Here is a 13,688-nt window from a genome sequence, read left to right on the forward strand (position 1 = left end):
AAAGGCCTTACTTCAAATCGTCGGCGATGACTTGGACGATCCGCTGCGCGTTCGCAGAAGTGTCCGGCGCGCCGTTGCCGTCGAGCACCGACACCGTGCTGCTCGCATCGCCCTGGCCCTTGACCAGGATGCGGAACTTGAGCGGCGCCTCGGTCTTGCCCGAGCCGAACGTGAACAGCTTGCCGAAGAAGCCAGGGTCACTCTTGTTGGGGTTCGGCGGCACGTAGCGAACGAAGTAGGTACCCGCCGCGCGGTCACGGTCTTCGACGGTGAAGCCGGTGCGGTCCAGTGCCAGGCCGACACGGCGCCATGCACGCTCGAAGCCTTCGCTGATCTGCACCACCGGCTGGCCGCCGACGTTGGCGACGCGAGCGGTCTGCACGGGTGCGCCAGCCGCGGCGATCACCTTGGATTGCTCTTGCGAGACGCCGAGCTTCACCATCAGGCGGCGGAGGAATTCGGTCTCGAGTTCGGGGTCGCTGGGGCGGGGCTGCCAGACCGTCTGGTCCTGACGCGAACTGCTGTAGACCTCTTGCATGCCCCGGTGGCTGATGAAGATCTCCGTGCCGTTGGGCGTGCGCTCCATGCGCGTGCGGAAGCGGTCCAACTCGCCGGTCGAATACATCGACTCGACCAGCTTGCCCAGAGTCCCGCGGATGATGTCCTGCGGAAGCTTGGCGCGGTTTTCGGCCCAGTCGGTTTCCATGATGCCGAGGTTGCGCTGCTCGGTGGTGATCAGGAAGCCGCTCTCCTGCCAGAAGTCCTTGACGGGATCCCAGAGTTGGTCTGCGGGCCGGTTGATGACCAGCCAGCGCTGCGAGCCCGAGCGCTCCATGCGCACGTCGCCAATGTTGGTGAGCGCGGTCGGAAGCCCGGGCGCATTGGCCAGGCCGGCCTGGTACGTGTTGGCCGTGACCGCACCGCCCGGTACCGCATAGCGGTTGTCGCGCGACAGCTGCGTCAGGTCGGGTGGCACTTCGAGGGTGGGGGCCTTGCCGGCGCTCTTGTAGTCGATCTTGTCGGTCTCGAGCACCGAACAGGCGGCGAGGCTGGCCACAAGGGCCAGCAGTGCGAATCGCGAAATGGTGTTCAACGTCGTCTTCCTTCTTGGAATATCTAACTCAATCGATGGGCGGCCGCGGCGCCCGCAGTTTCAGAGCGCAGCCAGGGCAAAAGGTTGCCGGCGTTCGCCAACGGCAAGGTAAAGATGGATCAGTCCTTGAGCAGGCCGCTGGCGCGCAGCGCGGACTCGACCACCGGCCGGCCGGAGTCGGCGAGCGGGGTGAGCGGCAGGCGTAGCGCACCACCGCACAGCCCCAGCCGTGCCATGGCCCACTTGACGGGAATCGGATTGGGTTCGACGAAGAGATGGCGATGCAAGGGCATCAGCTCGAACTGGATCTGCATCGCGCGCTTGACGTCGCCGGCGATGGCGGCCATGCACAACTCGTGCATCTTCCGCGGTGCAACGTTGGCCGTGACGCTGATATTGCCCTGGCCGCCGCACAGCATCAGCGCGACCGCGGTCGGGTCGTCGCCGGAATACACGGCAAAGCTCTTGGGCAGGTCGCGGATGAGCCACTGCGCGCGCTCGATGTTGCCGGTCGCTTCCTTGATGCCGATGATGCCGGGCACCTGGGCAAGGCGAAGCACGGTGTCGTGCGCCATATCGGCGACGGTTCGGCCGGGCACGTTGTACAGCACGGTGGGGAGGTCGCCCACTGCTTCGGCGATCGCCTTGAAGTGCTGGTACTGGCCTTCCTGCGTCGGCTTGTTGTAGTAGGGCACCACCTGGAGCTGGCAATCGGCGCCCACGCCCTTGGCGAACTTCGCGAGTTCGATGGCTTCCTTGGTGGAATTGGCGCCGCAGCCGGCCATCACGGGAACGCGGCCGCGGGCCTGTTCGACCGAGACGCGAATGATCTCGCAGTGCTCCTCGACGTCGACCGTCGGCGATTCGCCGGTGGTGCCGACCACGCCGAGACAATCGGTGCCTTCGTCGATGTGCCAGTCGATCAGCCGGCGCAGGGCGGGATAGTCGACACTGCCGTCGTCGTGCATCGGCGTGACGAGCGCGACGATGCTGCCTGTCAGTTGCTCCAAGGGAAATCTCTTTGTCGGTGGACGAAAAGCAGACATTCTACTAACTCGGCCCCCGGACGCGCGGTTCTGTCCGGGGTGGCCCGGGGAGGACCGCAGAGAGGTCTCTAGCGAGGCTGCAGCGGATGGCGCGACGGCGTCGAGGCGCAGGAGTCCGCAGGCCGGACCGCCGCGACGCGCTGGACGTAGCGATCCGGCGCCGCGAGAAACCCGTCTTCGTACGCGACGACGCGCAGGCCCGCGCAGGCAGCGAGGAGTTCTCCCGGCTGCAGGAGGAAATCGGGCCGCGACGGCTTGCCGACGGTTTCGTTGCCCGCCGCGAAGGTTTCATAGAGCAGCACGCCCCCAGCCGCGACCGCCGCCACGATCTCGGCCATCCGCGGCCGCCATAGGTAGTTGGTAACGATCACTGCACCGAAACCCTGCCCGGCGAACGGCCATGGCCCGGATTCGATGTCGGCCAGCACCGTTTGGCCGAAAGGCGCCGCGGCAGCGACCGCTTCCGACGACCGGTCGACGCCGATCGTCGGATGGCCGCGTTCGGCGAACCAGCGCATGTGGCGACCCGAGCCGCAAGCCACGTCCAGCACCGAGGCGCCGGGCGTGAGCAGGTGCGACCAGCGCACGATCCAGGGCGAGGGCTCGAGTGTCGAATGGTTCAAAAACAGGCCCAGAGCTGGTCTATCAGCGTCACGAGGAACGCCGGTCGCGTGTAGAGCGCGAACACCGCTGCCAACGCCAGGGCGGCCGCCCCCAGCCAGCCAGCTTGCATGAGGCGATGGCGCGTTAGGTCGGACATGGTGGAGCTCAGGCCGGTTGCGGCGTCGGACGCACGATCGCGCCTTCCTTCACCGGCAGGTTGATGAGCGCCGCGCAAACGCCCAGCGCAATCGCGATGTACCAGACCAGGTCGTAACTGCCGGTCCGGTCGTAGAGATAGCCGCCGAGCCAGACACCCAGGAACGAACCGACCTGATGGCTCAGGAACACGATGCCGCCCAGCATCGACAGATGGGCGACGCCGAAGATCTGGGCGACGATGCCGCTGGTGAGCGGCACGGTCGACAGCCACAGGAAGCCCATCACACTGGCAAAAACGTACACGGTCAGCGGCGAGATCGGCACGATCAGGAACAGGGCGATCGCCACGGCCCGGCTGATGTAGATCGTCGCCAGCAGCTTGCGCTTGGCGAGCCGCGCGCCCAGGGAGCCCGCGGTATAGGTGCCGAAGACGTTGAAGAGCCCGATCAGCGCGAGCGCGTAGCTTGCGACCTCCGGCGACAGTCCTTTGTCGCGCAGGTAGCTCGGCATGTGCACGCCGATGAACACCACCTGGAAGCCGCAGACGAAATAGCCGGCCGTCAGCAGCACGAAGCTCGGATATTTAAAGGCCTCTTGCATGGCCTGCGAGATCGTCTGGCTGCGGCGCACGCTGGAGGTCGCGCCGTGCCGCGGCTCCCGAAGTCCGAAGGCCAGCGGCACGATGATGAGCACCATCGCTGCCAGCACCAGCAGGGCCGTCTGCCAGCCGAGGCGGGCGATCAACTGGCCCTCCACCGGCACCATCAGGAATTGGCCGAAGGAGCCGGCCGCCGCCGCCACGCCCATGGCCCAGGAGCGCTTTGCGGCCGGGATCTGGCGACCGATGACGCCGTAGATCACGGCGTAGGTTGTGCCGGCCTGTGCGGCGCCGATCAGGACGCCCGCCGTCAGCGCGAACATCAGTGGCGTGGGCGAAAACGCCATGCCCGCCAGCCCGAGCGCATACAGCACAGCGCCCGCCAGCAGCACGCGGAACGCGCCCAGCTTGTCGGCCAGCATTCCCGCGAAAACGCCGATCACGCCCCAGGACAGATTCTGGATCGCGATCGCCAGTGAAAAAGCTTGCCGCGACCAGCCCTGCTCCTGCGTGATCGGCTGGAGCCAGAGCCCGAAGCCGTGGCGGATGCCCATCGACAGCGTGACGATCATGGCGCCGCAAATGAGGACCTGCTTGAGGCTGAGAGGCTGGCTGGAGGAGGAAGTCATCCCGGGCAATGTACCCAAAAGCGAAGCCTCGCGGCGGCAGGGCACCTGGCGCCGATTGTTGAAATTTTCGAGCGGCTTTGATGCGATAGACGAATGCTTCGCCTCGAATACGCCTCGGGTGGCTGCAAGACCAGCGCCTAGAATCCCGCGCCATGGCAAGCAAGGAACCAGGTAGTTACGGCGAGGCGTCGATTCGCGTCCTCAAGGGCCTCGAGCCCGTCAAGCAGCGGCCGGGGATGTACACCCGCACCGACAACCCGCTGCACATCATTCAGGAAGTACTGGACAACGCCGCCGACGAGGCGCTGGCGGGGTACGGCAAGAAGATCAAGGTCACGCTCCACGCGGACGGCTCTGTCAGCGTGGAGGACGACGGCCGCGGCATTCCGTTCGGATTGCACCCGGAGGAAAAGGCCCCGGTGGTCGAGCTGGTGTTCACCCGCCTGCACGCGGGTGGCAAGTTCGACAAGGGCTCGGGCGGTGCCTACAGCTTCTCCGGCGGGCTGCACGGCGTTGGCGTCTCGGTGACCAATGCGCTGTCGACGCGCCTAGAAGTGACTTCCTACCGCGAAGGCTCGGTGGCGCAGATTGCGTTCTCGGCCGGCGACGTGGTCGAGCCGCTCAAGCTCCGGCCGCAGGAAAGCGCGGCAGCATCCAATGGCGACGGCCCGCGTGACCGCCGGCAGGGCACCACGGTGCGAGCCTGGCCGGACGCCAAGTACTTCGAATCCCCGGCGCTGCCTATCAACGAACTCACGCACCTGCTGCGCAGCAAGGCGGTGCTGATGCCCGGCGTCACGGTGACGCTGGTGGTCGAGAAGACCAAGGAAACCCAGAGCTGGCTCTACAAGGGTGGCCTGCGTGACTACCTGATGCAGACGCTCAACGGCGATCCGGTGATTCCGCTCTTCGAAGGTGCGGGCCATGCCGACAAGAACGCCGACAACTTCGCAGAGGGAGAGGGCGCCGAATGGTGTGTGGCCTTCACCGAAGACGGCCAGCCGGTGCGCGAGAGCTACGTCAACCTGATCCCCACCAGCGCAGGCGGCACGCATGAAAGCGGGCTGCGCGATGGTCTGTTCAATGCCGTCAAGAGCTTCATCGAGCTGCATTCGCTGTTGCCCAAGGGCGTGAAGCTGCTGCCCGAAGACGTCTTTGCGCGCGCTTCGTACGTGCTCTCGGCCAAGGTGCTCGACCCGCAATTCCAGGGGCAGATCAAGGAGCGGCTCAACTCGCGCGATGCCGTGCGGCTGGTGTCCAGTTTCGTGCGGCCGGCGCTGGAGCTTTGGCTCAACCAGCACGTCGACTACGGCAGGAAGCTCGCCGAACTCGCGATCAAGGCCGCGCAGACGCGCCAAAAGGCCGGCCAGAAGGTCGAGAAGCGCAAGGGCTCCGGCGTGGCCGTGCTGCCCGGCAAACTGACCGACTGCGAGAGCAAGGACATCGCGCACAACGAAGTCTTCCTGGTCGAGGGCGACTCCGCCGGCGGCAGCGCGAAGATGGGCCGCGACAAGGAAAGCCAGGCCATCCTGCCCTTGCGCGGCAAGGTGCTCAACACCTGGGAGGTGGAGCGCGACCGGCTCTTCGCCAACACCGAAATCCACGACATCTCCGTCGCGGTGGGTGTCGATCCGCACGGGCCCGACGACACGCCCGACATGTCGGGCTTGCGTTACGGCAAGGTCTGCATCCTGAGCGACGCCGATGTGGACGGCTCGCACATTCAGGTGCTGCTGCTCACGCTGTTCTTCCGTCACTTCCCGAAGCTGATCGAGACAGGGCACGTGTACGTTGCCAAGCCGCCACTGTTCCGTGTCGACGCACCGGCGCGTGGCAAGAAGCCGGCCTCGAAGGTCTATGCGCTGGACGAGGGCGAACTCACCGCCATTCTCGACAAGCTGCGCAAGGACGGCGTGCGTGAAGGCGCCTGGAGCATCAGCCGCTTCAAGGGCCTGGGCGAAATGAGCGCCGAGCAGTTGTGGGAGACCACGCTCAACCCCGACACGCGACGCCTGCTGCAGGTGCGCCTGGGGCGATTCGACGTGCAGGGCACGCAGGGCGAGATCACCAAGCTCATGGGCAAGGGCGAGGCCGCCGCGCGGCGCGAGCTGATGGAATTGCGCGCGGACGACGTCGAAGTGGACGTCTGAGCCTGCCTATCAATCACGACACGAAGGCCGACGGAACCACCGGCACCTCGCCGAGCGCCTGCCGCAGCACGGCCCAGTGCATGGCTTCGTCGCCGAGGATGCTCGCTGCGGCCTTGGAGAGGTCGCGGTCGTCGAACAGCGGCACGGCACCCAGGTAGGCGCTGACGGCGCCTTGCTCCAGCTTGGCCGCGAACCGGAGCACATCAGCCTGCGACTTCAACTGCTCGAGCGGAAAGTCGTACTTGCTCTTTGCGAGCACGGGCTTGCCGCCCAGCTTTGCGACGGTCGCGGACAGTACGGCCGCATGCGCCTTGTGATGGCCCTGGAAGGTCACCGCGAGGTCGAGCACGGGCTTCTCGAGCAGCTTGCTTTCCGCACCGACCTGGTAGGCCGCGATGGCCTCGAACTCCGCGCCGAGCGCGGTGTTGAGGATCTGCACGTCCCCTGCGGTGTCACCTCCCGCCTTGGCAGCCAGGGCATCCCTGCCCGCGAGCAGTGCGATCGCGGCGCCGGAGAGCACGAGGCCCGATCGGCCCAGGAAGAGGCGGCGTGCGGCGACGGGTGTGGGCATCAGAAAGAATGACATGACGGTCTCCGTGTGGTTTTGGATTCAGGAACCTGGTAGAGGGCATGGTGCATCGCTGGTGATCGCCGACATCACGTGGGCGACGATGTCGTCGCAGCGCTGGCCAGCGAACGAGAAGGCATCGCCGATCGCCAGGTCGACCTCGCGCGATAGCGCCTCGCGCAAGAGGCCGCGCGCCCGGAAGAAGCGGCTTCGCACCGTGGCTTCGGGTATCTCGAGCGCTGCAGCTACTTCTTCGATGCTCATGTCCTCCACCGCGCGCAAGACGAACACGGTGCGAAAGGCCTCCGGAAGGGCATCGATCCGGGTTTCGATCAGGCTGCGGAACTCGCCACGCATCGCCTGGCATTCGGGCTGTTCGTCCGGGTCTGCGTGCATCCATGTCTCCCCTTGCGCTTCGGCGGTGTCGCTGGCGGTGTCGAGCGGAATGACTTGCGCGCTGCGGCGCCCGCGCAATCGTCCGAGCGCTTCGTTCACGACGATCCGCACCAGCCATGTGGAGAGCCTGGCCTCGGCCCTGAAGCTGCCGAGCGAACGCCATGCGCGCAGGTAGGCTTCCTGTAGCGCGTCCTGCGTCTCTTCGTCGTTCTGCAGGATGCTGCGTCCGGTGCGAAACAGCAGCCGGTTGTGCCGGCGCATGATGTGCTGGAAGGCGAGCGTGTCGCCTCGTGCGGCGCGCATCGCCAACTCGGCGTCCGCCGGAAGGCTGGATGTCGCTGCGGAATCGCGGGGTTCGATGTTGTGCATGTCGGTGTCTTCTGCCCATTGGATGGGTGCGGGTGTCGTCCTGTTCCCAGGGACGTGCCGTGGGGCACTTCGACGACAATGCACTCCATGACGGTTCAAGACAGACTGTTGATATCTTGCGGGAACCCTGCGCGCTGGCGCAGTGCGGGCTGATTGCCGACGCATCACGGGCGCTGACCTTCCTCCGGCGATGAATTTCTCACGTGCTCTGGCTCGCGGCGGGTTGCTGCCGGCCCTGCTGTTGGCGCTGCTGGCATGGCAGCCGCTCGCCCGCGCCGCCGACATCTACGGCTACATCGACCAGAAGGGCGTGGCGCACTTTGCATCCGAGAAGCTCGACGAGCGGTATCAGCTTTTTTTCCGCGGCGGACAGAGCTTCGACACCGCGAGCGGCATCGGCCCCTTGGGCCGGGCGCGCAAGGGCACGATCGACGGCAAGGTCCCGCGAGCTTCGCAGACCTTGCTGGCGCTGTTCGAGGCGTCGCCCAGCTACAAGATTGCGAAATCCGCGCTGCGCGATGCATCGCGCAAGCACGACATCGACTACGAGCTTCTGCAGGCGCTGATCGCGACGGAATCGGGCTTCGATGCACAGGCGGTGTCGCCCAAGGGCGCGCTCGGGCTCATGCAACTGATGCCCGCGACGGCACAGCGCTATGGGATCTCGGCCGACCAGCGTGCGACGATCGAGAAGAAGCTGTTCGACCCGCGCATCAACATCGCCACCGGATCGCGCTACCTGCGCGACCTGATCGCCATGTTCCCGGGCCAGATCGAGCTGGCACTTGCGGCCTACAACGCGGGCGAGGGTGCCGTCCAGCGCGCAGGCAACAAGATTCCGAACTACCCCGAGACGCAGAACTACGTGCAGACGGTGCTGCAGCTCTATGCATACCTCAAGCCGTCGGCGGGGCTGGGTCGTGGCAAGGGAAAGGGGCCCTCGCGCATTCGCATGGAAATGACGGTTCCCCAGGGCGGAGCCCTCGGTCGTGGCAATATGCCGCCCGCCTCCGGGGAGTTGCCGGCGATGCCGCCCATCCCCGAGGCGCCGCCCGCGGTGCCTTGAGCGCACCGGTGCCTCTCGATCCGATGAAGGAAATCGCCATGCAACGTCGAAACCTTGTGCTCGCCACTGCGTCAGCCGCCTTGGTCGGCAGCGTGCGTGCGCAAGGAGCGTCGCCCCGCCTGCCCGTGGCGCCTTCCGCGGAAGAGCCCTACGCACGTCTGCAAGGTGGCGTGCCCCACCACATGACGCCCGAGCAGGAGGCGCAGCGCTTCACCGAAAGCCCGGCACCTGCCGGTGCGCCGGGGCGTTGGGTGCCGCGCGCGGCCTTGCCGATTCCGCGCAGCGAGATGGCCTGGGCAACCGCCGCAGCCGGCCGAATGCATGTGGTCGGCGGCTACGGCGAAGGTGCGGTCAACCGCGACTACCACCACATCTACGACCCTGCGGCCGACCGCTGGCTCTCCGGTGCTCCGCTGCCGCGCGGCGCGAACCACGTCGCCGTCGCCGCTGACGCAGGCCGGGTCTATGCGTTCGGCGGCTTCGTCGAACAGAACCGCAGGTCGGACACGAACGCCTACGCCTACGAGATCGCCGCCGACCGCTGGGTGGCGATCGCGCCCTTGCCGCGCCCGCGCGGTGCGGCCGCTGCAGTGGTGATGGATGGCGCGATCCATCTGATCGGCGGTGCTTCAGAGCCTGCGAGCGAGCGCGCCAGCGTGGGCTGGCATGAGGTCTACGACCCGAAGACCGACCGCTGGTCAGCGCGCAAGGCGCTGCCGGGCGCACGCGACCACGTGGGCTGCGTCTCGCACAACGGCCAGATCCACGTGATCGGCGGGCGCTTCAACACCTTCGAATACAACACCGACCTGCATCACGCCTACCTGCCGGCGCGAGACACCTGGGAATTGCGTTCGCCGCTGCCCACGGCACGCTCGGGCCATGGCCTGGTGGTCTACCGCGGGCGCTTCTACGCAATGGGCGGCGAAGGCGGCATCCTGGTGAGCGGCGTGCCGCGCCAAGCCAAGGTCTTCGGCCAGATGGAAAGCTACGATCCGTCGACCGACACCTGGCAACGCCACGCGCCGATGCCCACGCCGCGCCATGCCGTGGGCGCGGCCGTGATCGGCGACTGGATCTATGTCGCCGGTGGCGGTGCCGTGCTGGGCGGCGCCGTGCAGTCGGCCGTGCATGAGGCATTCACACTGGGTTGAGCGCGCAAGGGTGCGCTGACCCGCGATTCATTTCTCCTCTCACTTTTTTCCATGGACTCCCAACCTTCGCTCGATCTCCAGAGCCCCGAAGAAGACGGCGCGCTGACGCTGGCCGACTACGCGCAGACCGCCTACCTCGAGTACGCGCTGAGCGTCGTCAAGGGCCGCGCGCTGCCTGACGTCAGCGATGGCCAGAAGCCGGTGCAGCGGCGCATTCTCTATTCGATGTCCCGCATGGGCCTCGGCTACGGCGGTGCCAACGGCACCGTGGGCGCCAAGCCCGTCAAGAGCGCGCGCGTGGTCGGCGACGTGCTCGGCCGCTTCCATCCGCACAGCGACCAGGCCGCCTACGACGCGCTGGTGCGCATGGCGCAGGATTTCTCGCAACGCTATCCGCTGGTGGACGGCCAGGGCAACTTCGGCAGCCGCGACGGCGACGGCGCAGCGGCCATGCGCTACACCGAAGCGCGCCTCGCCCGCATCACGAGCCTGCTGCTCGACGAGATCGACGAAGGCACGGTCGACTTCATCCCCAACTACGACGGCTCGACCGAGGAGCCGCGGCTGCTGCCCGCGCGCCTGCCTTTCGCGCTGCTCAACGGCGCGAGCGGCATCGCGGTCGGCCTGGCCACCGAGATTCCCAGCCACAACCTGCGCGAGATCGCCGATGCCTGCGTGGCGCTCATCAAGAGCAACGGCAAGCTGTCCGAAGAAGAACTGTTCGCCTTCGTGCCGGGACCCGACTATCCGGGCGGCGCGCAGATCATCAGCAGCGCCGCCGACATCGCCGAGGCTTACCGCACCGGACGCGGCTCGCTCAAGGTGCGTGCGCGATGGAAGATCGAGGAACTGGCGCGCGGCCAGTGGCAACTCGTGGTCAACGAACTGCCTCCAAGTGTCAGCACGCAGAAGGTGCTGGAGGAAATCGAGGAACTCACCAACCCCAAGATCCGCACTGGCAAGAAGGCGCTTACGGCCGAGCAGACGCAGCTGAAGGCTGCTGTGCTCTCCGTGCTCGACGTGGTGCGGGACGAGTCGAGCAAGGACGCGGCGGTGCGGCTGGTGTTCGAGCCGAAGACGTCGCGCATCAGCCAGGACGAGCTCATCACCACGCTGCTGTCGCAGACGTCGCTGGAGACATCGTCGTCCATCAACCTGACGATGGTCGGCATCGACGGCAAGCCCACGCAGAAGTCGCTGCGGCAGATGCTCAACGAGTGGATCGCCTTCCGCGAGATCACCGTCGAGAAGCGTTCGCGCCATCGGCTCGCCAAGGTGGAAGACCGCATCCACATCCTCGAAGGCCGGCAGCTAGTGCTGCTGAACATCGACGAGGTGATCGCCATCATCCGCGCCGCCGAGGATCCGAAGGCAGCGCTGATTGCACGCTTCAACCTCAGCGACCGGCAGGCCGAAGACATCCTGGAAATCCGCCTGCGCCAACTCGCACGGCTGGAAGCCATCAAGATCGAGCAGGAGCTCAAGGGCTTGCGCGAAGAGCAGAAGAAGCTCGAGGACATTCTCGGCAGCCCGGCCGCGCTGCGCCGGCTGCTGGTGAAGGAAATCGAGGCCGATGCGAAGAGCTTCGAAGACCCTCGCCGCACGCTGATCCAGGCCGAGAAGCGCGCCGTCGCCGAAGTGCGGGTGGTCGACGAGCCGGTCACGGTCATCGTGTCGCAGAAGGGCTGGGTCCGCACGCAGAAGGGCTGGGCCAGCGAGCGCGCTGCGGGCACTGCGCCGCCTGAATACAGCTTCAAGTCGGGCGACGCGCTGTATGGTGCCTTCGAGTGCCGCACGGTCGACACGCTGCTCGTGTTCGGCACTGCCAAGGACAAGGGCGTGCGCGTCTACAGCGTGCCGGTGGCGTCGTTGCCTGGCGGTCGCGGCGATGGACAGCCTGTCACCACACTGATCGAGCTGGAAAGCGGCACGCATGTGGCGCACTACTTCGCGGGCGCGCTCGGCGCCAACCTGCTGTTGTCGAACACCGGCGGCTATGGCTTCATCGCGGCAGTCGAGAACATGATCTCGCGCCAGCGCGGCGGCAAGGCCTTTCTCGACGTGGGCGAGGGCGAGCAGATGTGCCGGCCGTCGCTGGTGGGCGGCGCTGGTGGTGCCGAGCCGCTGCCGATGGCCACGCACGTGGCTTGTGCGTCGACGGGCGGTCGCATCCTCACGTTCGAGATCAGTGAACTCAAGTCGCTGCCGAAGGGCGGACGCGGGCTCACGCTCATCGACCTCGAAGCCAAGGACACGCTCGCCGGCGCGGCCGCCTACACGCGCAGCGTGAAGATCGAAGGCATCGGCCGCGGCGGCAAGGAACGCGAAGAGACGCTGGAAATCCGCACGCTCAACAACGCGCGTGCCGGCCGCGCGCGCAAGGGCAAGGCGGCCGATCTCGGCTTCAAGCCGACGAGCATCGTGCGCGTTCAGTAACGCGGCCAACGGGAACGCAGATGGATATCGGAATCCTGGGTCTTGTCATCGCCGTGGTCAGCGGTCTTGCCAGCTTCGTGCTGGGCCGCTGGCTCTCCAACAAACGGCGGCAGAAGAAGGCCGATCAGGCGCGCGCCATCGCCGAGGCCGGGCAGAGCCGTCAGGTGCGGCGCGCGCGCGAGCGGCAGCGACGGCGCTGACCCGCGCGGCGCGCAGCGGCCGGGCTACTTCAACCCTTGCCACCAGCGCACGTTCGTGCGCGGCTGGCCGACGGTCAGCACCTCGCCGATGGCCGGCGTGGCGAGTTCGATCTTCTGGCTCTCCGACAGGTCCGCGATGCGGTCCAGCGGGTCGTGCCATGTGTGGAAAGCGAGATCGAAGGTGCTGTTGTGCACCGAGAAGAGCACCTTGCCTCGCAGGTCCTGGAAGGCCTGCACGCTTTGCTCGGGCGTCATGTGCACCGCGGGCCAGTAGGCGTCGTAGGCGCCGTTTTCGATCATCGCCAGGTCGAAGCCGCCGAAGCGTTCGCCGATCTGGCTGAAGCCCTTGAAGTAGCCGGAGTCGCCGCTGTAGAAGATGCGCTGGTTGCCGCTCTGGATGACCCACGACGCCCACAGCGTCTTGTCGCGGTCGTTGAGTGTGCGTCCCGAGAAATGCTGGGCCGGCGTGGCGGTGAGCTGCACGCCGTCGTGCTGCCCGGCTTGCCACCAGTCGAACTCGGCGATGCGATCGGCCGGCACGCCCAGTTCCACCAGCCGCGCGCCCACGGCCAGCGGCACGAAGTAGCGGTTCACGCGCTGCGCGAGGTATTCGATGGTCGCGATGTCGAGATGGTCGTAGTGGTCGTGCGAGAGGATCAACCCCTCGATCGCCGGCAACTGCTCGAGCGTGAGCGGCGGCTGGTGGAAACGTTTCGGACCGATCCACTGGAACGGCGACGCGCGCTCGCTGAAGACCGGGTCGATCAACCAGAACTTGCCGCGCAGCTTGAGCAGGTGGGAGGAGTGCCCCAGCCGGATCACGTGATTGGCCTGCGGATCCAGCGCTTCCAGCTGCGCAGTGGTGATCGGGTGCACCGGGATCGGGTCGGTCGGTACCGTGTCGGTCTTGGTGCCCGCGATGAATCGCGACCAGATCTTCCACTGGCTCGCCGAGGGGAGGGCGTCCGGATTGGGTGGATTGCGAAATCCGCAGTCCCGGAACTGCGGCGATGCGGCGTAGGGCGTCTCGCAGGCCCCGTGGCTCGCGCAACTGGTGAGCAGGGCGCACGCCGCCACCATGAGTCCCCCGCACCACTGGCGCAGCCCTGGATGTGAAGGCTGCGAAGTGGATGCCGGCGTTACGGGTGCGGCGTTTGTCGTCATGAGGATGTGGCTCCCGGAGGCGATATCGGATCGATGCCGCGCGAGCTTAACCAATGC

Annotated in this window: 13 protein-coding genes; 5 read left to right on the forward strand and 8 right to left on the reverse strand. The window is 66.6% G+C overall.

The window, feature by feature from the left end; genetic code table 11:
* Positions 1-7: 7 nt before the first annotated feature.
* The 5 genes from bamC to QTI24_RS09690 form a co-directional block, all read right to left on the reverse strand.
* Complete coding sequence (gene bamC, locus QTI24_RS09670) at positions 8-1,093, reverse strand: NlpB/DapX family lipoprotein (RefSeq protein ID WP_286599993.1); 1,086 nt, start codon at positions 1,091-1,093, stop codon at positions 8-10.
* Between the two features lie 119 nt (positions 1,094-1,212).
* The gene (gene dapA / locus QTI24_RS09675; RefSeq protein WP_503011232.1) at positions 1,213-2,139 is read right to left on the reverse strand and encodes a 4-hydroxy-tetrahydrodipicolinate synthase; all 927 of its coding nucleotides are present in this window, start codon (positions 2,137-2,139) and stop codon (positions 1,213-1,215) included.
* 68 nt (positions 2,140-2,207) lie between these two features.
* Complete coding sequence (locus tag QTI24_RS09680; RefSeq protein WP_286599995.1) at positions 2,208-2,762, reverse strand: class I SAM-dependent methyltransferase; 555 nt, start codon at positions 2,760-2,762, stop codon at positions 2,208-2,210.
* Complete coding sequence (locus tag QTI24_RS09685; RefSeq protein WP_286599997.1) at positions 2,759-2,899, reverse strand: hypothetical protein; 141 nt, start codon at positions 2,897-2,899, stop codon at positions 2,759-2,761. The genes QTI24_RS09680 and QTI24_RS09685 overlap by 4 nt, the downstream gene beginning before the upstream one ends.
* An 8-nt stretch (positions 2,900-2,907) precedes the next feature.
* Positions 2,908-4,128 carry an MFS transporter gene (locus QTI24_RS09690; protein WP_286599998.1) on the reverse strand — a complete coding sequence of 407 codons (1,221 nt, stop codon included), beginning with the start codon at positions 4,126-4,128 and terminating at the stop codon, positions 2,908-2,910.
* A gap of 152 nt (positions 4,129-4,280) precedes the next feature.
* Here QTI24_RS09690 and QTI24_RS09695 point away from each other — a divergent pair, with 152 nt between their 5' ends.
* Positions 4,281-6,278: a DNA topoisomerase IV subunit B gene (locus tag QTI24_RS09695; RefSeq protein ID WP_286600000.1), complete on the forward strand. Its 1,998-nt coding sequence runs from the start codon at positions 4,281-4,283 to the stop codon at positions 6,276-6,278.
* A 13-nt stretch (positions 6,279-6,291) separates the two neighbouring features.
* Here QTI24_RS09695 and QTI24_RS09700 read toward each other — a convergent pair whose 3' ends face one another.
* A complete protein-coding gene (locus tag QTI24_RS09700; protein WP_286600001.1) occupies positions 6,292-6,864 on the reverse strand; it encodes a ferritin-like domain-containing protein in 573 nt (190 codons plus the stop codon).
* Positions 6,865-6,888: 24 nt separating this feature from the next.
* Positions 6,889-7,611 carry an RNA polymerase sigma factor gene (locus QTI24_RS09705; RefSeq protein ID WP_286600003.1) on the reverse strand — a complete coding sequence of 241 codons (723 nt, stop codon included), beginning with the start codon at positions 7,609-7,611 and terminating at the stop codon, positions 6,889-6,891.
* Between the two features lie 190 nt (positions 7,612-7,801).
* Here QTI24_RS09705 and QTI24_RS09710 point away from each other — a divergent pair, with 190 nt between their 5' ends.
* The 4 genes from QTI24_RS09710 to QTI24_RS09725 are packed head-to-tail and all read left to right on the forward strand — an operon-like array spanning position 7,802 to position 12,467.
* Positions 7,802-8,677: a lytic transglycosylase domain-containing protein gene (locus QTI24_RS09710; protein WP_286600004.1), complete on the forward strand. Its 876-nt coding sequence runs from the start codon at positions 7,802-7,804 to the stop codon at positions 8,675-8,677.
* A gap of 38 nt (positions 8,678-8,715) precedes the next feature.
* Positions 8,716-9,831: a Kelch repeat-containing protein gene (locus QTI24_RS09715; RefSeq protein ID WP_286600005.1), complete on the forward strand. Its 1,116-nt coding sequence runs from the start codon at positions 8,716-8,718 to the stop codon at positions 9,829-9,831.
* 51 nt (positions 9,832-9,882) lie between these two features.
* Positions 9,883-12,267 carry a DNA topoisomerase IV subunit A gene (gene parC / locus QTI24_RS09720; protein WP_286600006.1) on the forward strand — a complete coding sequence of 795 codons (2,385 nt, stop codon included), beginning with the start codon at positions 9,883-9,885 and terminating at the stop codon, positions 12,265-12,267.
* A gap of 20 nt (positions 12,268-12,287) precedes the next feature.
* Positions 12,288-12,467 carry a hypothetical protein gene (locus QTI24_RS09725; protein ID WP_286600008.1) on the forward strand — a complete coding sequence of 60 codons (180 nt, stop codon included), beginning with the start codon at positions 12,288-12,290 and terminating at the stop codon, positions 12,465-12,467.
* Between the two features lie 24 nt (positions 12,468-12,491).
* Here QTI24_RS09725 and QTI24_RS09730 read toward each other — a convergent pair whose 3' ends face one another.
* Positions 12,492-13,547, reverse strand: a complete 1,056-nt coding sequence (locus QTI24_RS09730) for an MBL fold metallo-hydrolase (protein WP_503011239.1) — start codon at positions 13,545-13,547, stop codon at positions 12,492-12,494.
* Positions 13,548-13,688: the final 141 nt, after the last annotated feature.

It is taken from the genome of Variovorax sp. J22P240, assembly GCF_030316855.1.
Taxonomy (GTDB): domain Bacteria; phylum Pseudomonadota; class Gammaproteobacteria; order Burkholderiales; family Burkholderiaceae_C; genus Variovorax.

Coding starts and splice junctions, on each gene's coding strand:
- dapA (WP_503011232.1), bottom strand. CDS start 2,139: ATGTCTGCTTTTCGTCCACCGACAAAGAGATTTCCCTTGGAGCAACTG.
- QTI24_RS09685 (WP_286599997.1), bottom strand. CDS start 2,899: ATGTCCGACCTAACGCGCCATCGCCTCATGCAAGCTGGCTGGCTGGGG.
- QTI24_RS09690 (WP_286599998.1), bottom strand. CDS start 4,128: ATGACTTCCTCCTCCAGCCAGCCTCTCAGCCTCAAGCAGGTCCTCATT.
- QTI24_RS09695 (WP_286600000.1), top strand. CDS start 4,281: ATGGCAAGCAAGGAACCAGGTAGTTACGGCGAGGCGTCGATTCGCGTC.
- QTI24_RS09700 (WP_286600001.1), bottom strand. CDS start 6,864: ATGTCATTCTTTCTGATGCCCACACCCGTCGCCGCACGCCGCCTCTTC.
- QTI24_RS09705 (WP_286600003.1), bottom strand. CDS start 7,611: ATGCACAACATCGAACCCCGCGATTCCGCAGCGACATCCAGCCTTCCG.
- QTI24_RS09710 (WP_286600004.1), top strand. CDS start 7,802: ATGAATTTCTCACGTGCTCTGGCTCGCGGCGGGTTGCTGCCGGCCCTG.
- QTI24_RS09715 (WP_286600005.1), top strand. CDS start 8,716: ATGCAACGTCGAAACCTTGTGCTCGCCACTGCGTCAGCCGCCTTGGTC.
- parC (WP_286600006.1), top strand. CDS start 9,883: ATGGACTCCCAACCTTCGCTCGATCTCCAGAGCCCCGAAGAAGACGGC.
- QTI24_RS09725 (WP_286600008.1), top strand. CDS start 12,288: ATGGATATCGGAATCCTGGGTCTTGTCATCGCCGTGGTCAGCGGTCTT.
- QTI24_RS09730 (WP_503011239.1), bottom strand. CDS start 13,547: ATGGTGGCGGCGTGCGCCCTGCTCACCAGTTGCGCGAGCCACGGGGCC.